Source organism: Catenulispora sp. MAP12-49, from assembly GCF_041262705.1.
Taxonomy (GTDB): domain Bacteria; phylum Actinomycetota; class Actinomycetes; order Streptomycetales; family Catenulisporaceae; genus Catenulispora.
The window spans coordinates 167,531-186,099 of the sequence record NZ_JBGCCP010000002.1 but is presented as its reverse complement, the minus strand read 5'-3'; the positions used below and the strand labels follow the sequence as shown (position 1 = coordinate 186,099).

Sequence of the window (18,569 nt, the reverse complement as noted above, 5' to 3'; positions counted from 1 at the left end):
CGGTTTAGTCGAAGTAGTCGAAGTAGTCGAAGCGGACAACCCCGCTCGCGGCATAGACGCCGATGACCCGGCCGGTGAAACCACCGGCCACCTCGGTGGACAGATACCGGCCCTCCAACTCGGCCAGCACGGTGAAGTCCCCGTCCGGGCCTTCGATGCCGAACACGATGGTGTCCGGCCCGGTGCGCGGGTCCTGGATCTCGGTATGGGCGACCGCGTCGATGCCCAGCACCACCGGGCCCCCGGCAACCGCCTCGGCCGCCACGACGGTGCGCAGCGGCCCGATCCGGGCGAGCACCCGGACCTGGCCCGCCGAGGCCTCGATCTCGTAGTGGTGGCGCTCGTCGAGCCGGACGGCCAGGCCGCCGACGCCGCCGACGCCATCGCCGTCCCCGGCGTCGGCCAGGGTCCTGATCCGGCAGGAAGGATGCTGCTGGCGTCGGCCGAGGAACACGACGTCGGGCTCGTCGAGCGAGGCGCCTCGGGCGCGCAGGGTCAGCCAGCCCGGCCGCTCGCCGGTCGTCCAGTCCTCGTCGAGTCGTTGCCGGACGGACAGCCACTGCGGTGCCAACTCGCGGTCGTCGAAGTCGTCCCGGACAGGCGCGGGCGCCACCGCCGGTCCGCTGGTGAACTCGCCGACGACCGGCCAGCCGTCGACCCAGCTGACCGGCGCCAGGAACGTCTCACGGCCCAGCACGTGCCAGCCGGGAGTCCCGCCCCCGGGGCGGACACCGAGCAGCACCATCCACCAGGCCCCGTCCGCAGCCTGCACCAGATCGGCGTGGCCGGTGTTCTGGACCGGGTCGTCGGTGCTGCGGTGCGTCAGGATCGGGTTGGCGGGGCAGGCTTCGAACGGCCCGGTCGGCGAAGGCCCGCGGGCGATCGAGACGCCGTGCCCGCGCTCGGTGCCGCCCTCGGCGATCAGCAGGTACCAGTACTCGCCGATCCGGTACAGGTGCGGGGCTTCCGGCGCCTTGGCGCCGGGCGTCCCGGACCAGGTGCGGACCGGTTCGCCGAGCGTCTCGCCGGTGGTCGTGTCGAGGCGGATCTGGGAGACGCCGGCCACGGTGCACCAGCACGTGCCGTCCTCGTCCCAGGCCAGGTCCGGATCGATCCCCGGCACGCCGGGCAGCATCACCGGCTCGGACCAGGGACCGGCCGGATCGGTGGCGGTGACCAGCAGGTTGCCCTGCCCGGAGCTCGCGTTGGTGACGATCAGATGGAAGCGCCCGCCGTGGTACCGCAGCGTCGGGGCGTAGATCCCGCCGGACGAGGCGGCGCCGGCCAGCCGCAGCTGGCTCGGCCGGTCCAGCACGTTGCCGATCTGTGTCCAGGTCAGCAGATCGGTGCTGTGGAAGATCGGCACGCCGGGGAAGTACTCGAAGCTGGAGCACGCCAGGTAGTAGTCCTCCCCCACCCGGCAGATGCTCGGGTCGGGGTGGAATCCGGGCAGGACGGGGTTCGTGATCATGTCGCTCATGATGTCCTCGATCGGCTCGACGGTCTCGGCCGCTCTCAGTTCCCTGTCCCGTACTGCTTGATGATGCCGTCGTAGAACGTGCGCAGCGGATCGCCGCCGGCCGTGACCCAGGTGCTCAGCGCGGCCTGGTAGTCCGCCACGGTCTTGCGGCCGTACTTCACGTCGGTGATGACCGACTCCAGCGCCGTGTTGGCCTTGGCGATCTCTTCGGGCTCGGTGATGTTCATGGCGTAGAACAGGGGCTTGTAGGCGTGCTGGACGGCGTCGGCCTGCCAGGCCGCGTAGTCCTTGGTGATCTGGTTGTAGCCGGAGTTGAAGGTGATCGACTGGCAGTTGGCCAGCTGGTCGTAGGTGTCGGTGACGACCTTGTTGCCCTCGTCGTTCAGCGCCGGCCCGGCGGGGGTGACGGTGTAGGTGGTGCCTTCCTTGCCGTAGCGGGACACCAGGTACTCCTGGGTGCCGAACGGCGCGGCGAGGTAGTTCGCGATCCGCAGCAGCTCCTTGACCTGTGCGTCGGTGAGCTTCTTGTTCAGGTAGGAGAACATGCCGGCGCCGGCGCCGAGCCCGATGGTCGGCTTGCTGCCGTCGAAGGAGAAGACCTTGAAGCCCTGGCGCACGTAGTCCGGGTTCGCGGCGATGCCGCTGAGCGCGTCGGACTTGTTCCAGGCTCCGGTGCCGCCCGCGGAGATGACCGACTTGCCGGCCCAGAAGCGGTTGTTGGCCTTGGAGGAGTCGCCGGACAGCGCGTCGGGATGCATGTATCCGCTCTTGGCCAGCTTGCCGGCGAAGGCCAGGTACTCCAGGAACTCCGGCTGCTCGTACTTGCTGATCAGCTTGCCGGAGGCGTCCTGCTTGAAGCCGGTGCCGGTGGTGGAGGCGGTGATGTTGAAGACCTGGAACAGGTAGACGCCGAGGTCGTCGAACGCGTACTGGCCCTTGGCGGTGTCGGTCAGCTCCTTGCCGAGCTCGAAGAGCTTGTCCGCGGAGGTGATCGTCGAGGCGTCGATGCCGGTCTTGGTGAAGATGTCGCCGCGGTAGTAGATCATCCCGGCGAACAGACCGGCCGAGGTCCACAGCGGGATCCCGTAGAGCTTGCCGTTCCACACCCCGGCCTGCCAGCCGCCGGTCGGGATGGCGGCCAGGTTGGGGTAGTCGAGGATCTTGTCCCCGGCCAGGTAGGGCGTCAGGTCCTTGAAGTACTTGTCCACGCCCTCGGCGAAGTTCTGGATCCCCTGGGTGTTCCAGCCCGGGATGTCCAGCCAGTCCGGGACGTTGCCCGAGGCGAAGCGGGTGGCCAGCATCGTGGCGTAGGTGGTGCCGTCGGCGGGCTCGTCGGTCAGCGTCGCGCCGATGGCCTGGTTCACGGCGGTGTAGTAGTCGTTGCCGGTCGGCGGCACCGAGCCCCACAGCGGGGTGACCGCCCGGTAGCTGCCGCCGGATCCGACCGGGCCGGTCACCGACTTGGCCGGGGCGGCCGGGAAGGCCAGGAACCCGGGATCGCTGGCCGCGCCGTTCGCCCCGGACACCGGCGCGATGTCGGGCGTGACCAGGGTGGATGCCTTGTAGGTCGGCAGGACCGACTTGACGGCGGCCGGTGCCGCGGCACCGCTGGCCTTGGCCGCGGCCTTGCCGGAGCCGCAGGCGGACAGCAGCGGCGCGGCGGCTATCGCACCGCCGAGGGCCGCGGAGGTCTTGAACACCTGGCGGCGGGAGAAGACGTGCGGACTCGCCATGGGACCCCTCCATCGGGACAACGCTTGTCGAAGCGCTTCAACATTGCGACGAGGTTAAGCCCACGGAATAGTCGGCACAAGAGTGTCAGGGCATGCGAAGCGCTTCGACGATTCTTCGACGGTTCTTCGACGACGGGCGCCCGCAGCCATATCAAGCCCTGAAATCCGGCAGCGCCCCTTACCCGTCTTGCAATCAGGGGCCTGTCGGAGCCGGTGTCGTCGTGATGACCTGCGGCCGTCGCCAAGATCTCTTGCAAGTTTCAGAAAGTTGACGAAGGGCGTTGACTCCCTCGCCGGGCCGGGAGCACTCTTCCTGGTGCGCCTCCAGGTCAGCGGCCGCGGCCTTGCACATCCCGTCGGTTCTCCGAAGATCCCGAAAGGCTCCTCGCCCATGAGTTCGTCCCCACGGACGCGTCCGCGCGCCCGGACATCAGGCCTGGCCGCACTGGCCGCGGCGGGTGCGCTGGTCGCCAGCGCGGTCGCTTTCAGCACGTCTTTCAGCAACCCTTTCAGCACGGCCCACACAGCGCGCGCCGCCGATGCCGCCGCCGCCGGCGACTCGGCGTCGTCGGCCTCGTCGAACGACGTCATCGCGAACCTTTTCGAGTGGAACTGGCCCTCCGTGGCCACCGAGTGCACGACCGTGCTCGGGCCGAAGGGCTACGGCGCGGTGCAGGTCGCGCCGCCGCAGGACTCGATCCGGCTGGCCGGCTCGTCCCACTCCTGGTGGGACGTCTACCAGCCGGTGGGATACGGCCTGAACAGCCGGATGGGCAGCGAGGCGCAGTTCGCCTCGATGGTCTCGGCGTGCCACGCGGCCGGCGTGAAGGTGTACGTGGACGCGGTCATCAACCACACCGCCGGGTCGAACCAGACCTCGACCGACTCCTACGGCGGCGACTCGTTCAACCCGGCGACCTACACCTACGGCTCGATGGGTTATACGAGCTCGGACTTCCACTTCGACCCGCCGTGCCCGAACTCCGACCTGAGCATCAAGGACTGGAACAACGTCACGCAGGTCCAGGAGTGCCAGCTGCTGTCGCTGTCGGACTTGTACACCGAGCAGGACGACGTGCGCAGCAAGCTCGCCGGCTACCTGAACAAGCTGGAGGGCTACGGCGTCGACGGCTTCCGGGTGGACTCGGCCAAGCACATCGCGCAGACCGACATGGCCGCGATCCTGGCCAAGACCAACAACACCAACGCCGGGGTGCGGCCGTACGTCTTCCAGGAGGTCATGCCCGGCGGGAGCGGGCAGCTCGCGCCGGCGGCGTTCGAGGGCAACGGCAACGTGCTGGGCTTCGACTACGCCTACGGCATCCGCAGCGCGTTCCTGGGCTCGATCAGCAGCCTGCAGAACTTCGGGCAGGGGTTCGAGCCCTCGGCGTCGGACGCGGTCATGGTCACCAACCACGACCTGGAGCGCAACGGCACGTCGCTGAGCTACAAGGACGGCGCGACGTACACCCTGGCCACCGAGTTCGAGCTGGCCTACGGCTGGGGCAGCACGCCGTCGGTGTACTCCGGGTTCGACTACAGCAACAGCGACCAGTCGCCGCCGGCTGACGCGAACGGTTTCGTGACCGGGACGGTGTGCGGAACCGGGGTGTGGGAGTGCCTGGACCGCGATCAGGGAGTGTCGAACCTGGTCGGGTTCCACAACGCCACACGCGGGCAGGCCGTCGGGAACTGGTGGAGCGACGGGAACAACGCGATCGCGTTCTCGCGGGGATCGGCCGGGTGGATCTCGATCAACAACGAGAACTCGACGGTGAGCACCGACTACCAGACCGGGCTGCCAGCCGGGACGTACTGCGATCTGGTGCATGGTGACTTCGCCAACGGCTCCTGCACCGGGCCGACAGTGGTGGTCAGCGCTTCGGGGACCGCGACGGTGAGTACCGCGGCGAAGGACGCGGTGGCCATCGATGCCGATGCGATGGTGGGGACTTCGGGGCCGCCTCCGACGTCGTCCTCTTCCTCCTCCGCCCCGTCTTCCCCCTCCTCGTCCTCCACTCCCCCGTCGGGCCAGGTCGCGGAGACGTTCACCGTCACCGGTGCTCCGAGCAGCGCGCCGATCTACCTGGTCGGTTCGCTGCCGGCGCTCGGGACCTGGGCCCCGGCCTCGGCGATCCCGCTGGCGCAGAACGGTTCGCAGTGGTCGGCGACGGTGGCGCTGCCCGCGTCCACGGCGTTCCAGTACAAGTACATCGCCAAGGACGCCAACGGAAACGTCACCTGGGAGCTTGATCCGAACCACAGCGCCACCAGCGGGACGGCCGCGGCGACGCTGACCGACACCTGGCACGGGACGCCGTCCCCGGCGCCGGTGAAGGTGACGTTCGACGAGAACAAGACCACGGTGATGGGGCAGAACGTGTACGTGGTCGGCGACATCACCGAGCTCGGCGGATGGAACACGGCGAACGCGGTGAAGCTGTCCTCGGCCGGCTATCCGGTGTGGTCGGCGACGGTGTCGATCCCGCAGTCGGAGTCGTTCCAGTACAAGTACGTGGTGATCGACGGCTCGGGGAACGTCACCTGGGAGTCCGGGACGAACCGGTCGGCCGCCAGCGGGACCGGGGCGACGCTGACGCTGAACGACAGCTGGAAGTAGCCCCGGTGCCTTGATCTGCGCTCAGCCTTGATGCCTCTCAGTGGGCCTTCGCCGTGTTCGTGTGCGAGGGCCCACTGACCGCCGCGGCGATACCCAGCGCGATGTACACGCACCCGGCGACGATCTGCTGGCGCCGCACCACCTTCGGCTTGCGCAGCAGCGTCTGCGCGACGCCGCCGGCCAGGGCCGCGTAGCAGCAGTCGCTGACCAGCGTGATGGCGACGACGAGCGTGCCCAGGACGAGCATCTGCGCGGCCACGGCGCCGTGCCCCTGGTTCACGAACTGCGGCAGGAAGGAGAAGAAGAACAGCGCCGCCTTGGGATTGAGCACCCCGACGACCAGGCCCTGGCCGAACAGGCGCGACAACGGCTTGGGCGCCACGTCCCCCGCCTCCGAGGGCACCGACCGGTCCAGCAACCGCCGCACCCCGAGGTACACCAGGTAGCCGGCACCGGCGAAGCGCACCACGTCGTAGGCGATCTCCGAGGTCGACAGCAGAGCCGACAACCCGAACGCCGCCGCGATCACCAGCGCCAGGTTCCCGCACGCCACCCCGAGCCCCGAGGCCATCCCGGCCCGCCGGCTCTGATCGACGCTGCGCGTCACGATGAACACCACCGCCGGCCCCGGCACCAGCGCGAAGATCAGCGCCGCTCCCGCGACGAGCATGAGTTGCGACACCGTCACCATCAGGCCTCCCGGGGCATGCGGGCGCGGTGCGGGGTCCGCCTGCGCCAGGTGGGCGATTATTCGCGGTGCGGGGGCCGCCGGGCCAGCGGTTTTTCGGGGCGCTTGCCGGAACGGCAACAGCCTTTGGCGCCGCATCACGCTTCAGCGCATGATCGCCATGTATCAGCAGCACCGAGTTCGTGGCTTTCAGGAGGCATCATGCAGCACCGCGTCGTCGCGTCGCCGGCGGGACGGATTCACCTGGTGGAGCAGGGGGCCGGGCCGCTTGTGCTGCTGGTGCACGGCTTCCCGGAGTCCTGGTACTCCTGGCGCCGGCAGCTGCCGGCTTTGGCGGCAGCGGGGTTCCGGGCGGTGGCGGTGGACGTGCGCGGGTACGGGCGCTCGTCGAAGCCCGCGGAGCCGGCGGCGTATCGGATGGTGGAGCTGGTCGAGGACAACGTCGCCGTGGTGGAGGCGCTCGGCGAGAGCAGCGCCGTCATCATCGGGCACGACTGGGGTGCGACCATCGCGGCGAACTCCGCGCTGCTGCGGCCTGATGTCTTCCGGGGCGTCGGGCTGCTGAGCGTGCCCTACGCGCCGCGCGGCGGACCGCGGCCCAGTGAGATCTTCGCGCAAATGGGCGGGGATGAGGAGTTCTACGTCAGCTACTTTCAGGAGCCCGGGCGCGCCGAGCGCGAGATCGAGCCCGATGTGCGCGGGTGGCTCGCCGGGTTCTACGCCGCACTGTCCGGTGACACCATGCCGGGGCCCGGTGAGCCGTCGCCGCACTTCGTGGCCCGGGGCGGCAGCGGCAGCGGCGACGGCGGCCGGCTCCGCGACCGCTTCCCCGCCGACCGCCGACCGGCCTGGCTGACCGAGGCCGACCTCGACCACTACGCCGCAGAGTTCGAACGGACCGGTCTGACCGGCGCGCTCAACCGCTACCGCGCCATGGACCGTGACTGGGAGGACCTCGCCGCCTTCGACGGCGCCCCGATCACGCAGCCGTCCCTGTTCCTCGGCGGCGCGCGCGACGCCTCCACCACCTGGCTGGCCGACGCGATCGAGGCCTTCCCGCGCACGCTGCCCGGCCTCAGCGCCGCGCACATCCTGGACGGCTGCGGCCACTGGCTCCAGCAGGAGCGTCCCGAGGAGGTCAACGCCCTGCTGGTCAGCTGGCTGGAACAGGTGATCGCCAGGCGCGAGTAGGAGAGCACATCGCCTACGCCACGTCGGGCCGTGTCATCAGCGGCGACCGCAGGTGCAGCATCAGACTCGGACCGGTCAAGGGCGGGGTGCTCCAGGTCGCCGTGGCGGTCGCCGTGGCGGTCGCCGCCTCGGCGTCGATGACGAGCCGGACTCGGTGCGGGGTGGTGATGACATAGAGATCGGCGATGAACGTGCCGCCCTGCCATGCTCCGGCCGCGACGACGGGGCGGCCCAGCGGGGAGCTCTCCCGCCAATCGCCGTGGCCGACCTCGACGTCGAGGAGCGAGTCGAATCGGGTGAGCCATCCGCCGTCGACGGGGTCGACGGTCACCGTCGTTCCGTCGGGCAGAGCCGAGTCCTCGGCGGAGGCATCGAGTCGTGGCGGTGCCCACCAGCCTTCTGCGACGACATGGCCGATGGCCCCAGCCAATAGCGTCAGGCCTCCCCGTCGGCCATGGCCGGTACGGGTTGGGCGCGCGGCGCCGCGCGGGCCGGGCGCCGGACCCGCAGGCGCTCGGGATAGGCCAGGCGCAGCAGCGGGCCGGTCATGGCGGTGGTCACCACGGCCATGGCGACCATGAGCGAGTAGAGACGGCCGTCGAGATAGTGCAGTTGCAGGCCGATCCCGAGGATGATCAGCTCGGTCAGGCCGCGGGTGTTCATCAGGATTCCGACGGTCACGGACTGCCGCGCGGGCAGGCGGAAGGCGCGGGCGCCGAGGTAGCCGCCGAGGATCTTGCCGCCGACGGCCACCAGCAGGATCAGGCCGAGATCGGCCGCGCCGGACCAGCCGACCGTGCGCAGGTTGACGTTCAGGCCCGCCAGGACGAAGTAGATCGGCATCAGCAGCGTGTTGCCCACGACGCCGGTCCGGTCGGTGATCCACTCGCGCTCGGGCTCGGCGACCGAGCGGGAGAAGACGACGCCGGCCAGGAACGCGCCGAAGATGTAATCGAGCCCGCACCACTGGGTCACCGCGCCCGAGAGGAGCATGAGCAGGAACACCGCGACCAGGACGCCGGTCGGTATGCCGTCGCCGTTGCGCCGCCGCGCGAGCCGGGCGAGCACCGGCCCCACGCCGAGGAACATGGCCGCGGCATAGGGGATCGTCAGCAGCAGATGCCAGCCGCTCTGGTGATCCGTGACGGCCAGCACGAGCGCGAGGACCGTCCACACGGCCACGTCCCCGATCGCCGCGGTGGTCAGCGCGATGCCGGCCACCTCGGTCTCGCGCATCCGGTCCTCGGCCAGGATCCGCGCCAGGACCGGGAACGCGGTCATCGACATCGCGACGCCGAAGAACAGGATGAAGCCTGTGCGGCTGACCTGCACGTCCCCGGCACGCCAGAGCCCGGTGGCCAGCAGGCAGCCCAGGCCCAGCGGCAGCGCCATCGCGCCCGCCGCGGCCCCGGCGGCCCGGCGGCTGTCGCCGCGCAGGGCCCGGTGGTCCGTCCCGAGGCCGACCTGGAACAGGAACAGCGCGACGCCGAGGCTTGCCAGGGCACTGAGCAGCGGCCGCACGTCGGTCGGGATCAGGTGCCGGCCCATCGCGGCCGGCACGACCGTCGGGCCGAGCAGGATGCCCAGCGAGATCTCGCCGATGACCGCCGGCTGGCCGAGCCTGCGGGCGAGCCCGCCCAGCAGGTGCGCCAGGGCGAGGATCACGGCGATGGCGAACAACAGGCTGGAGGTCTGCTGGCCGGTCATCGGCTCACCTTTCGGATTCGGGCGTGCGGAAAGGAGCTCTCATGCCGCTTCGCCGCTGATTCGAGGATGGGCACGAGGATGGACATACATGCTGTTCACCGCGCGTCACGACAGCTGCGGCGCCCTCAGCTCCTGGTGCAGGGCGACGTTGTCCTGGATCAGGCGGTGGAACGCCGCGGGTTCGTAGACCGGGGCGAGATGCCCGCCCGCGACCTCGACCGCGGGCACTCCCACCCGCGCGGCGAGTTCCAGGACGACCCGGCCGTGCCACCGCTCGCGGCTGTCCGCGCCGAGCACGGGGACGAGCACGTCCCGGTCCAGGGCCAGCTGGTCCAGGTCCGGTTCGTAGGAGACGATCTCGGTCAGCTCGCGCTGGAAGTAGATGCTCCACTCCGGCAGCTGCGAGTCCGGGATCGTCACCGGGGCCTGCTCGCCGCGGCCGTTCGAGGCCAGATGGGCGAAGAAGTAGTCGAACGCCGCGCGGGTCCCGACCTGCCGGTCGATCGCCACGAGGTCGTCGTACCACGTGCGCCAGCGCGGGCCGTCCTCGATGAGCGGGAGCAGCGAGGGCTCGTGCGCCACCAGGGAGCGCAGCCGGTCGGGGTAGCGGGCGAGCAGTTCCACGCCGACGACCGCACCCGCGCTGCTCCCGACGGCGTGCGCGGGCCCCTCGCCCAGGGCGTCGATCAGGGCCGCGGCGTCCATCGCGTGCTGCTCGATGGACAGCGGGCCGGTGCCCGGTTCCTTCTCCTTGCTGCGGCCGTGCCCGCGCCGGTCGTAGACCGCGACGGTGTGGTCCGCCGACAGCAGCTTGATCAGCACCGCGTATCCTGTCTGCAGGCCGGTCGCGCCGGGGAGCAGCAGGACGAGCGGGCCGTTTCCCCGCAGGGTCACTGGGATGTCGACGCCGTCCGCGTCGACGACCACATGCCTGATTCCCGATGCCATCGGGTCACCTCGTTTTCGCCGGTGAAGTCCGTGAAGTCCGTGAACTCCGTGAAATCAACTGAGTTGCCCGCGCGCCGCGAACCGGAGATGTCGGCGACGATCCACCGCATGACCAGGTCCGCTTGGCGCTGGAGATAGAAATGGCCGCCGCGGAACAGACGGCTGCCCAGGTAGTGCTCGGTGAAGGGCTGCCAGCCGGCCAGCTTCTCCCTGGCCAGGACGCGGTCGTCCTGAGCGCCGAAGACGGACAGCGCACTGCCCAGCGGTACGGCGTCGGCGGCGGGCCACCAGGAGTCGACCACCCGCAGATCCGCGCGCAGCAAAGGCTCGAGCATCTTCCAGATCAGCGGGTGGTGCAGCACCAGCTGGTCCGTCCCGCCCGCCGCGGCCAGCCAGGCGCGAAGGTCGTCGTTCGACAGCTCGTGCTGTCCGCGGGCCGCGGGTTGCCCGGGCGCGCGGCACGCGGACAGGCCCACCCAGTCCGGTTGCCGATCGCCCTCGGCCTGGAGGCGGCGGGCGAGTTCGTACGCGACCATCGCGCCCATGCTGTGGCCGAAGAACGCGAAGGGCCGGTCGAAGAACGGAGAAAGCTGATCGCGGAAGTAGTCGGCGAGGCCGTCGACCGTCGTGCGGGGTCTGGCCGACCGGGCGGCGCCCCGGCCCGGTGCGTCCGGTGCCCGGACGTCCCACCCGTGCGGAAACCGGCTTTCCCAGCCCTCGAACACCGAGCTGGAGCCGCCGGCGTGGTGGAAGAGGAACAACCGCAGCTCCGGCTCGGCGGGCCAGGGCCCGCCGCCCGCGCCGCCGCCGGCCGCATCGCCCACGCCGGGACCGCTGTGCACGCCGCTCACTTCTTCCTGGCGACGCCGACCAACGAGCTGTACCGCTCCGGGTTCGCCACTGTCCGACCCGGGTCCTCGGGCCGCCACTGCGGCGGATAGACCACTCCCGGCTCGAGCAGCTCGAAGTCGCCGAACAGCGCCTGGATCTGCTCGCGGGACCGCAAGGTGAACCCCTCGTACTCCTGCCGGTAAAGCTCGTCGATCGCCTCGGCGCCGGTGGTGCCGTCCATGGCGACCGACAGGCCGAGCATGCTTCCGGACACCAGGCGGGACCGGTAGGTCTCCAGCACCGGGAGCACCTTGGAGTCGGGAAAGAAGTGGATCACATTGAGGATCAGCAGCACGACCGGCCGGTCCAGGTCGATCAGAGCGCGGACCTCCGGGTTCTCCAGGATGGCCGCGGGCTCGAAGACGTCTCCCAGCACGCTGACGCCGTCCGGGTCGTCGGCGAGGATCTCCTTGCCCTGCGCCACGGCCACCGGGTCGATGTCGACGTAGGCCACCCGGGCCCGCGAGCCGGCCTTGCGCGCGGTCTCGTGGATGCTGCCGCGGGCCGGGATGCCCGAGCCGATGTCGAGGAACTGATCGATCCCGGCGTCCAGGGCGCACCTGACCGCCCGTCGCAGGAACTTGCGGTTCTCCCGCATCAGCAGGATGAGGCCGGGCGCCGCGCGGATGGCCTTGCGGCCGAGCTCGCGGTCGACCTCGAGGTGGTGCGTCCCGCCGAGCAGGTAGTCGTAGAAGCGGGCGATGCTGGGCCGTTCGGTGTCCGCGTCGGCGGTGACCCACTCCGGGGAGCTGCTCATGCGTTCCTCCCGGAGGCCGAGACGACCAGGTGTTCCGGCGCGGGCTCAGGCACACGCTCAGGCACACGCTCAGGCACACGCTCAGACTCAGCCTCGGACCCGTGCCCGGGCTCGGCCGCGGACCGCAGCGCCGGCAACCCGTCGATGCTGTCCGCGTTCGTGGTCTGCCAGTAGTTGTCGAAGTAGGCGTCGTCACGGCGCTCGTTGTGCAGGTCGAGCACGGTCCGGTCCTCCCGGTAGTCCATCAGCGGCACCGACCATCCGCAGGAGTCGGTGATCCGTTCGACGTCGACGATGATGATCGAGCGCTGGCCCGCGGTCGTCGTCTTGTCGAACAGCTCGCGCAGCTCGTCGAACTCCGGCTCGCCCGGCACCGTGTAGCGGCCGCGGCCGTAGAGCCTGACGATCTTCGGACGGCCCTCGAACGCGCAGAACATCACCGTGATCCGGCCGTTCTCCCGCACGTGCGCGATGGTTTCCGCGCCGGTCCCGGTGTAGTCGAGGTAGGCGATGCGGTGCGGGTCGAGCACCACGAGCGTGCCCATCAGGCCCTTGGGCGAGACGTTGACCCGGCCGTGCTCGGACAGCGGGGCCGAGGCGACGAAGAAGATCGGCTGGCGGCCGATCCAGTCCGCCATCTGGTGGTTGATCTTCTCGTAGACCTTGCTCACAACCCGGCCCTCGCTTCGGCCACCGGCTCCGGGCCGGCGGGCGCGTCGGAGGTGCGGCGGATGCGCAGCCGGGGCTGAAGCTCCAGATACAGCCCGCCGACGGCCTGGCGCGGGGAGTCCGGCAGCGAGTTCATCGCCTCGTTGTGCCCGGCGTCGATCTTCTTCTGGGTCGCGATCTGCTGCGCCACCTCGTCCAGCGCCGCGCCGCCGTCGATCGAGTCGTCCAGGTCCTCGATGCCGGTGACGATGTGCAGGAAGGACTCGTAGAGGTTCAGCATGTGCCGCTCGCGCCGGGTCAGCTTGTCGGCCTCGAAGAACTGGGTCTGCCGGTTGTAGCTGTTGTAGAAGAAGGAGACGACCACCAGCAGCCGCTCGTAGGCCTGGTGGTAGGCCCGCTCGTAGAAGTCCGTCGCCTCCTGCTCGGCCAGCTCGCCGTCCAGCACCGCCGAGACCGAGGCGGCCGCCAGCAGCGCGCTGAACGTCGACAGGTGCACTCCGGTGGACAGCAGCGGGTCGAGGAAGGCGGCCGCGTCGCCGACCAGGACGTAGCCGGGGCCGGACTTGCGCTCGGAGACGTAGGAGTAGTCCTGCTCGACCTTGTAGCCCTCGATCTTGTTCGCGCCCTCGGTCATTTCCAGGATCCGCGGGCACTGCGACATCGCGTCGGCGTAGACCTCCTCGATGCCGCCGAGCCGCTCGCGCTCCTCGGAGAACGTGCTGCGCTTGGCCACCAGGCCGATCGAGGTCGTGCCGTCGTGCAGCGGAATGGCCCAGAACCAGCCGTAGGGGACCGAGCAGACCGCGATGGCGCCCTTGGGCCCGACCTCCAGCGGCTTGACGTCGCGCCAGTAGGACCAGACCGCGATGTTCTTGAAGGCCTCGTGGTACCGGCGGTTCTTCAGGTACTTGGTCGCCATCACCCCGGCCCGGCCCGAGGCGTCGACCAGGAAGTCGAAGGCGATGGTGCCGCCGGCCCCGGAGTTGTCCGTGGCGGCCCAGCGGGCCGCGACAGGACGCTCGCCGTCGAACAGGATCTCCGTGACCTTGACGCCCTCGCGCACGTCGACGCCCTTGACCGCGGCGTTCTTCAGCAGCATGTGGTCGAACTCGGACCTGATCACCTGGTAGCTGTGCCGGCTGGCGCCGGTCAGGTGGTCGAAGTTCAAGTCCCAGTTCTCCGGGCCCCACTCGAAATAGGCGCCGTCCTTGCGCACGAAGCCGTGGTTGTCGACCTCCTCGCGCACTCCCAGCAGGTCCAGCACCGGCAGCACGGACGGCAGGATCGACTCGCCGATGTGGTAGCGGGGGAAGACGGCGCTCTCCAGCAACGTCACCTCGATGCCCTGCCGGGCCAGCAGGGTGGCGGCGGTCGAGCCGCCGGGGCCGCCGCCGATGACCAGCACGCGGGTCTTCTCGGTGTTCTGGACGGGATTCTGGACAGTGCTCTGCTCAGTGTTCTGCTCAGTCATTCGTCATCACTTCCAAGCTTGCGGTGCGGGACAAACGGGTGCGACGGATACGGCGGACAAGACGGATGCAGCGCCACGACGCTGCCGGCGAAGCCGGGCGCGACGGGTATCGGGTGCCGGCGCCAGCGGGTTCCGTGGCCGTCGAGCGGTTCGGCCAGAGCGCGCACGCCGACTCCGCGGGCTTTGGCGTGCGCCTCCTTCGTGGTCCAGATGCGGTACCAGCACTCGGCGTATGCCTCGGTGCCGGCGTGCGCGTTCAGCAGGGTCTGCTCATCGGCCGTGTAGTAGCGGCGGGCAAGTGCTTCGAGCGGACGGGTCCGGTCGACTCGTTCGATATCCACTCCGACCCGGAGGTGCCGGGAGACCGACAGCGCCAGGCGGCCGCCGGAGTGGGAAAGGTTGAAATCATCGGTGGGACGGCCGCCCGGACCGCGTTCCAGCCGCGGGCGTCCGCCGGGCTCCTCACCGATCCGGAGCCGGGCCGGCGCGGTGCGCAGGCGCTCGCCCAGGACGCAGCGCACGAGCAGCCGCCCGGCCGCGTACTCCACGCGCGCGTCGTCGTGGTCGGTCTCCGACAGCCGTCGCAGCTCGCCCTCCGGCAGGAAGGCGCGCAGTACCGGCATGTCAGGGTCCGGATGGGCATCGGGACGGACGGCCGCGACCCAGACATCGATCCGCCGGCCGAACGCCGTGACGCACAGCCGCCTGACCGACCGGAGCAGCGCGTCGGTCGGGTGCGACCACCGGGCGCCCCCACGGTCGCCGTGCGGGTTCACCCGACCCGCCCGGACAGGATCGCGAGCGGCTGTCGTGCTCATCGAGCGGCCTCGGCGATGCGCTCCAGCAGCGCCGGGTCGTCCCGGCCGAAACGCTCGGTGAGCGCCGCCAGCCAGCGCTCGAGGCCGAACGCCACGCACGAGGTGAACGCCGGGCTGCCGTCGGCCAGCGTGATGTCGCAGCGCTCGCCGAAGAAGTTCCGATGGAAGTTCACCGAGGCGATGGCCAGGCTCCCGCCGAAGACGAACTCCTCCTTGACCGGGAAGAGCTGCTGCATCAGCGTTCGAGCGGCGTCCTTCTCGAAGAACGGGTCGGTCGCCGCCTGTACCTCCAGGGGAAGCCCGAGGCGCCGGGCGAAGTCGCCGATGCGCTTCTTGAACGACGACGCGTGATCGAGCACGGCCTCGCGGTCGCCGACGCAGACCACCTCGCGCATGGTGAAGCTCAGCAGCCGGCGCAGCCCTTCGAAGTGGTTCTCGCGCCGGAAGCAGGTGGCGACCGTGGTGATCTTGTGCGCACCGTCCAGGCGGGTGCCGGACAGGTCCAGGTAGGCCGAATAGCAGGCCGCCGACGGCAGCGCGTACTCAGCCGGAGCGAGCAGCTCCGGGGCGATGGCGGCGTGGTCCGCCGCGGACAGCTCCTTCTCCCGGCCGGCCTGGGCTCCCACGGCCAGCAGGGCCAGGTGCGGGAAGTTCACCCAGTAGTCCAGTGCCGCCAGATCAGAGGTCCGCAGCAGCGGCGGGTACGCGGTGCGCGCGGCCCCGGCCTCGGCGGCCCAGGACAGGACCACCGCGTCGATCGCGTCACGCAGCTCCAGGTCCCTGTCCCGCAGCACGGCCAGGCCGCGGTCGGTCCCCACCTGCTCGGTCTTATTCGGCATCGAAGAACCTCGCTCGGATGCGGCGCAGCGTGCGGAAGTCCTCCGGCGAGACGTCTTCCAGCGCGATCTCCCGTCCGGTCTGCTCCTCCAGCACGTACAGGAAGTTGACGAAGCCGAGCGAATCGAGCACCCGGTTGTCGATCAGGTCGTAGTCCGGGTCGATCGTGCCGAGGTCCGGGCGCTTGGCCAGCAGGTACTCGATGACCAGGTCCTTGGCCGGCTCCTTGGCCGGCTCCTTGGGCAGCGCGTGGGGCAGCTCCTGCGGCGCGCTCGGCGCCGGGGAAGCGGCCGTGTCGGTCAACTCGCTCATGCCGCGACCGTCCTTTCGTCGGTGAAGATGCCTTCGCTCACCATGTGCGAAGTGGAGCGCTTGAGGATGCGGGCGGTGTGGGCCTGGAAGGCCGGGTCCTCGATCACCGCCCGGCGCACGGCGAACGGCTCCGGGATGCCGGCGTCGCGGAAGGCGGCCGGGTTGCACAGCGACTGCACCGAGGCCTGCATATAAGCCTTCAGATAACTTTCGAGCTCGGCGAGCTGCGCCGTGTTGAGCCGCGTGCGCAGGTCCCGGTGCAGGAGCGCGACGATCTGCCGGCCGAAGGCGATGTGCCGGGACTCGTCCTGGTGGTGCACCGAGTTGATCTGCCGGATCGTGGGCTCCAGCCGCTGGTCCTCGCCCATCCGCTGGTTGAACACGTCGACCAGCTCCTCGAAGATCAGCAGCCGGGCGAACAGCAGGAAGGTGTCGGCCTCGGCGATGCCGGGACCGGCGAAGGACAGCGACCGGTCCGGGTAGACCTTGCCCGCGTAGAGCAGGCAGAACTTGGCGAAGAACCACATGTGGTCGTTCTCTTCGCCGATGATGTGATGGAAATACTCCGAGGCCACCTCGAAGCCGGGCATGTGGATCCGGGCGACGATCGAGGTCAGCAGCTCCCTGATCCCGTGGACGTTCAAGCTGTAGAACGTGACGCTCTCCCACTTGCTCAGAGCGCGCAGCTGGGCCTCGTCGAGCGAGGCGCCCACCTTGGTGCCGTGCACGCTCATCAGCTCGGGGGTCATCCAGTAGCCGTCCTCGGGGAGCGATTCGGGCCAGACGAAGAGCTTGTAGGGGTCGTAGTAGTCGCGCTCGGACATCGAGGTCAGGCGGTCCAGTACCGTCTTGAAGCGCTCGTCGCCGCCGAGGATGTCCGGCAGCGCGGCGAGGTAGGCGTGAGCGTTCGAGCTGGTCAGTGAGTCGGTCACGGGGATACTCCAGCCGTCGGGGCGGGTCCGGCGGTCGCGGTGCCGCCGGCGGATCCGGCGGGTCCGGCGGGTCCGTCGGTGGCCAGCCGTCTGCGGATCATGGTCTTGCGACGCGGGGTCAGCTCGCGGCCGCCGCAGCTGTGCGTGGCCATCAGGCCGTCGGCGGTCATGGCGGCGGGCAGCAGCCGGTTCATCCGCGAGCCGATCGAGGCGGCGGCGAGGTCCGGATGCGGTTTGTCGGCGTACTCGGTGAGCCAGGTGAAGATCGGGTCGATCGGCTTGACCACGCCGTCGTCGTCGGTGACCTCGACCCAGGAGTGGGACAGGTCGAGCATGCCGAGCAGCCAGCCGCGCCGGGTCACGGCGGGATAGCCGGCGGCCTCGAACTCGCGCGCCAGGAACAAGCTCGCCGAGATGCACGGGGAGACCCCGGCGTCCAGCAGCCGCTGGTACTCCCACTGCAGCGGTTCGGGCAGTCGCACCCAGCGGTAGCCGACCGCGAAGAAGTCCTCGACGATCCGGCGCAGCACCGGCGAGCGCAGCTGCATCAGCTCGCCACTGGTGGACACGTTGCCGGAGAAACGCAGAGGTCCGGGACCGCTGTAGCGCAGCTGGTCGCCCACCATCCGCGCGCCCTCGGGCTCCACCTTCCAGTCATAGAGCTCGCCACCGACGGCTTCGGGCAGCATCTGCGCGTGGCTCCACTCGGGATCCTCCCCGCAGGTGTCCAGCGGGCAGGACAGGTCGACGACGAAGGTCCAGTCCAAAGACTCGGTCCAGGTCTTCGGGCCGCGGTGCATCCAGCGCAGCGCGTACTTGATCGCCTTCTCCGGGACCGAGGTCTGCGACCCCGAGGCCAGCGCGAGGTTGAACAGGTCGAAGCGGTCGAACCACTCGGCGCCGGGTTCGCCCAGCGTCGGCAGCCCGGCCTGGACCAGCTCGTCCAGGACCTCCTCGCCGCAGCGCAGCATGTCCAGCGCCGCGACCCGGTCGAAGTAGCCGACGCGGTGGTCTTCGGGGACGAGGAAGGTGCGCTCCAGCGCGGCGAGCCAGCGGTCGGCCTCCGGGATCGCGGCCGCCGCGGTCGCGGCCGTCACGTCGGGTCCTCGGCCGCGACGACGATTTTGGCGATCAGGTGCGCCACGTCCCCGACGGTGATCATGCCGACGGCCTGCTCCTCGTCGAACTCGAACAGATTGAACTCCGCCTCCAGGGCGAGGGCGAGTTCGAGGAAGTGGATCGAGTCGTAGCCGAGCTCGTCGATCAGGATCAGCTCCGGACCGGCGCTCTCCGGCTTGACCGGCGACATGTCGCCGATGATCTCCTGCACACGTGCCACGGTCTGCTCGTACAACTGCATGGGTCTCTCCAAAGGACGGCTGGAATCGATGGACAGGCGTAGTTGATGGACAGGCGGAATCGATGGACAGGCGGAATCGATGGGCGGATGAGGACAGCGGATTGATTCAGTGCTCGACTGCAGCGCCCGGCGCCAGTGCCGGGTTCAGCGCACGA

17 protein-coding genes and 1 pseudogene are annotated in these 18,569 nt (G+C 69.8%); 2 read left to right on the top strand and 16 right to left on the bottom strand.

Translation table 11 applies throughout. The features are described 5' to 3' along the window. Window positions 1–4: 4 nt before the first annotated feature. Window positions 5–1,480 (bottom strand): glycoside hydrolase family 43 protein, encoded by a 1,476-nt coding sequence (locus tag ABIA35_RS04930; RefSeq protein WP_370356946.1) that lies wholly within the window; start codon window positions 1,478–1,480, stop codon window positions 5–7. 35 nt (window positions 1,481–1,515) lie between these two features. Next, window positions 1,516–3,213 carry an ABC transporter substrate-binding protein gene (locus ABIA35_RS04925; RefSeq protein ID WP_370356944.1) on the bottom strand — a complete coding sequence of 566 codons (1,698 nt, stop codon included), beginning with the start codon at window positions 3,211–3,213 and terminating at the stop codon, window positions 1,516–1,518. Between the two features lie 391 nt (window positions 3,214–3,604). On the opposite strand from ABIA35_RS04925, the gene ABIA35_RS04920 reads away from it, so the two are divergent. Beyond that, entirely contained in the window at window positions 3,605–5,833 is a 2,229-nt protein-coding gene (locus tag ABIA35_RS04920; RefSeq protein ID WP_370356942.1) for a carbohydrate-binding module family 20 domain-containing protein, read from the top strand. 37 nt (window positions 5,834–5,870) lie between these two features. On the opposite strand, the gene ABIA35_RS04915 is transcribed toward ABIA35_RS04920, so the two are convergent. Next, window positions 5,871–6,524 carry a LysE family translocator gene (locus ABIA35_RS04915; protein WP_370356940.1) on the bottom strand — a complete coding sequence of 218 codons (654 nt, stop codon included), beginning with the start codon at window positions 6,522–6,524 and terminating at the stop codon, window positions 5,871–5,873. Between the two features lie 198 nt (window positions 6,525–6,722). Here ABIA35_RS04915 and ABIA35_RS04910 point away from each other — a divergent pair, with 198 nt between their 5' ends. After that, window positions 6,723–7,712: an alpha/beta fold hydrolase gene (locus tag ABIA35_RS04910; RefSeq protein WP_370356938.1), complete on the top strand. Its 990-nt coding sequence runs from the start codon at window positions 6,723–6,725 to the stop codon at window positions 7,710–7,712. 13 nt (window positions 7,713–7,725) lie between these two features. On the opposite strand, the pseudogene ABIA35_RS04905 reads toward ABIA35_RS04910, so the two are convergent. The 13 genes and pseudogenes from ABIA35_RS04905 to ABIA35_RS04845 form a co-directional block, all read right to left on the bottom strand. Further along, window positions 7,726–8,088 (bottom strand): annotated as a pseudogene (locus ABIA35_RS04905) (serine hydrolase); the annotation flags it as partial. Between the two features lie 59 nt (window positions 8,089–8,147). Next, entirely contained in the window at window positions 8,148–9,419 is a 1,272-nt protein-coding gene (locus ABIA35_RS04900) for a cation:proton antiporter (RefSeq protein ID WP_370356936.1), read from the bottom strand. Between the two features lie 105 nt (window positions 9,420–9,524). Next, window positions 9,525–10,367, bottom strand: a complete 843-nt coding sequence (locus ABIA35_RS04895) for an alpha/beta fold hydrolase (protein WP_370356934.1) — start codon at window positions 10,365–10,367, stop codon at window positions 9,525–9,527. Further along, entirely contained in the window at window positions 10,310–11,209 is a 900-nt protein-coding gene (locus ABIA35_RS04890; RefSeq protein ID WP_370356932.1) for a thioesterase II family protein, read from the bottom strand. Before ABIA35_RS04890 ends, ABIA35_RS04895 begins: the two co-directional genes overlap by 58 nt. Window positions 11,210–11,214: 5 nt before the next feature. Continuing rightward, window positions 11,215–12,015, bottom strand: a complete 801-nt coding sequence (locus ABIA35_RS04885; RefSeq protein ID WP_370356931.1) for an SAM-dependent methyltransferase — start codon at window positions 12,013–12,015, stop codon at window positions 11,215–11,217. Next, the gene (locus tag ABIA35_RS04880; RefSeq protein WP_370356929.1) at window positions 12,012–12,686 is read right to left on the bottom strand and encodes a pyridoxamine 5'-phosphate oxidase family protein; all 675 of its coding nucleotides are present in this window, start codon (window positions 12,684–12,686) and stop codon (window positions 12,012–12,014) included. Before ABIA35_RS04880 ends, ABIA35_RS04885 begins: the two co-directional genes overlap by 4 nt. Next, the gene (locus ABIA35_RS04875; RefSeq protein WP_370356927.1) at window positions 12,683–14,155 is read right to left on the bottom strand and encodes an NAD(P)/FAD-dependent oxidoreductase; all 1,473 of its coding nucleotides are present in this window, start codon (window positions 14,153–14,155) and stop codon (window positions 12,683–12,685) included. Before ABIA35_RS04875 ends, ABIA35_RS04880 begins: the two co-directional genes overlap by 4 nt. After that, window positions 14,152–14,973: a 4'-phosphopantetheinyl transferase superfamily protein gene (locus tag ABIA35_RS04870; RefSeq protein ID WP_370356925.1), complete on the bottom strand. Its 822-nt coding sequence runs from the start codon at window positions 14,971–14,973 to the stop codon at window positions 14,152–14,154. The genes ABIA35_RS04875 and ABIA35_RS04870 overlap by 4 nt, the downstream gene beginning before the upstream one ends. Beyond that, window positions 14,970–15,812: an aminoacyl--tRNA ligase-related protein gene (locus ABIA35_RS04865; RefSeq protein ID WP_370356924.1), complete on the bottom strand. Its 843-nt coding sequence runs from the start codon at window positions 15,810–15,812 to the stop codon at window positions 14,970–14,972. The genes ABIA35_RS04870 and ABIA35_RS04865 overlap by 4 nt, the downstream gene beginning before the upstream one ends. Continuing rightward, complete coding sequence (locus ABIA35_RS04860) at window positions 15,802–16,122, bottom strand: acyl carrier protein (RefSeq protein WP_370356922.1); 321 nt, start codon at window positions 16,120–16,122, stop codon at window positions 15,802–15,804. Before ABIA35_RS04860 ends, ABIA35_RS04865 begins: the two co-directional genes overlap by 11 nt. Beyond that, window positions 16,119–17,054, bottom strand: a complete 936-nt coding sequence (locus ABIA35_RS04855; RefSeq protein ID WP_370356920.1) for a diiron oxygenase — start codon at window positions 17,052–17,054, stop codon at window positions 16,119–16,121. Before ABIA35_RS04855 ends, ABIA35_RS04860 begins: the two co-directional genes overlap by 4 nt. Then, a complete protein-coding gene (locus ABIA35_RS04850) occupies window positions 17,051–18,151 on the bottom strand; it encodes a hypothetical protein (protein WP_370356919.1) in 1,101 nt (366 codons plus the stop codon). The genes ABIA35_RS04855 and ABIA35_RS04850 overlap by 4 nt, the downstream gene beginning before the upstream one ends. Further along, window positions 18,148–18,414: a phosphopantetheine-binding protein gene (locus ABIA35_RS04845; protein ID WP_370356917.1), complete on the bottom strand. Its 267-nt coding sequence runs from the start codon at window positions 18,412–18,414 to the stop codon at window positions 18,148–18,150. Before ABIA35_RS04845 ends, ABIA35_RS04850 begins: the two co-directional genes overlap by 4 nt. Window positions 18,415–18,569 lie beyond the last annotated feature (155 nt).

Coding starts and splice junctions, on each gene's coding strand:
- ABIA35_RS04870 (WP_370356925.1), bottom strand. CDS start 14,973: ATGAGCACGACAGCCGCTCGCGATCCTGTCCGGGCGGGTCGGGTGAAC.
- ABIA35_RS04930 (WP_370356946.1), bottom strand. CDS start 1,480: ATGAGCGACATGATCACGAACCCCGTCCTGCCCGGATTCCACCCCGAC.
- ABIA35_RS04860 (WP_370356922.1), bottom strand. CDS start 16,122: ATGAGCGAGTTGACCGACACGGCCGCTTCCCCGGCGCCGAGCGCGCCG.
- ABIA35_RS04900 (WP_370356936.1), bottom strand. CDS start 9,419: ATGACCGGCCAGCAGACCTCCAGCCTGTTGTTCGCCATCGCCGTGATC.
- ABIA35_RS04845 (WP_370356917.1), bottom strand. CDS start 18,414: ATGCAGTTGTACGAGCAGACCGTGGCACGTGTGCAGGAGATCATCGGC.
- ABIA35_RS04875 (WP_370356927.1), bottom strand. CDS start 14,155: ATGACTGAGCAGAACACTGAGCAGAGCACTGTCCAGAATCCCGTCCAG.
- ABIA35_RS04915 (WP_370356940.1), bottom strand. CDS start 6,524: ATGGTGACGGTGTCGCAACTCATGCTCGTCGCGGGAGCGGCGCTGATC.
- ABIA35_RS04895 (WP_370356934.1), bottom strand. CDS start 10,367: ATGGCATCGGGAATCAGGCATGTGGTCGTCGACGCGGACGGCGTCGAC.
- ABIA35_RS04920 (WP_370356942.1), top strand. CDS start 3,605: ATGAGTTCGTCCCCACGGACGCGTCCGCGCGCCCGGACATCAGGCCTG.
- ABIA35_RS04865 (WP_370356924.1), bottom strand. CDS start 15,812: ATGCCGAATAAGACCGAGCAGGTGGGGACCGACCGCGGCCTGGCCGTG.
- ABIA35_RS04885 (WP_370356931.1), bottom strand. CDS start 12,015: ATGAGCAGCTCCCCGGAGTGGGTCACCGCCGACGCGGACACCGAACGG.
- ABIA35_RS04910 (WP_370356938.1), top strand. CDS start 6,723: ATGCAGCACCGCGTCGTCGCGTCGCCGGCGGGACGGATTCACCTGGTG.
- ABIA35_RS04925 (WP_370356944.1), bottom strand. CDS start 3,213: ATGGCGAGTCCGCACGTCTTCTCCCGCCGCCAGGTGTTCAAGACCTCC.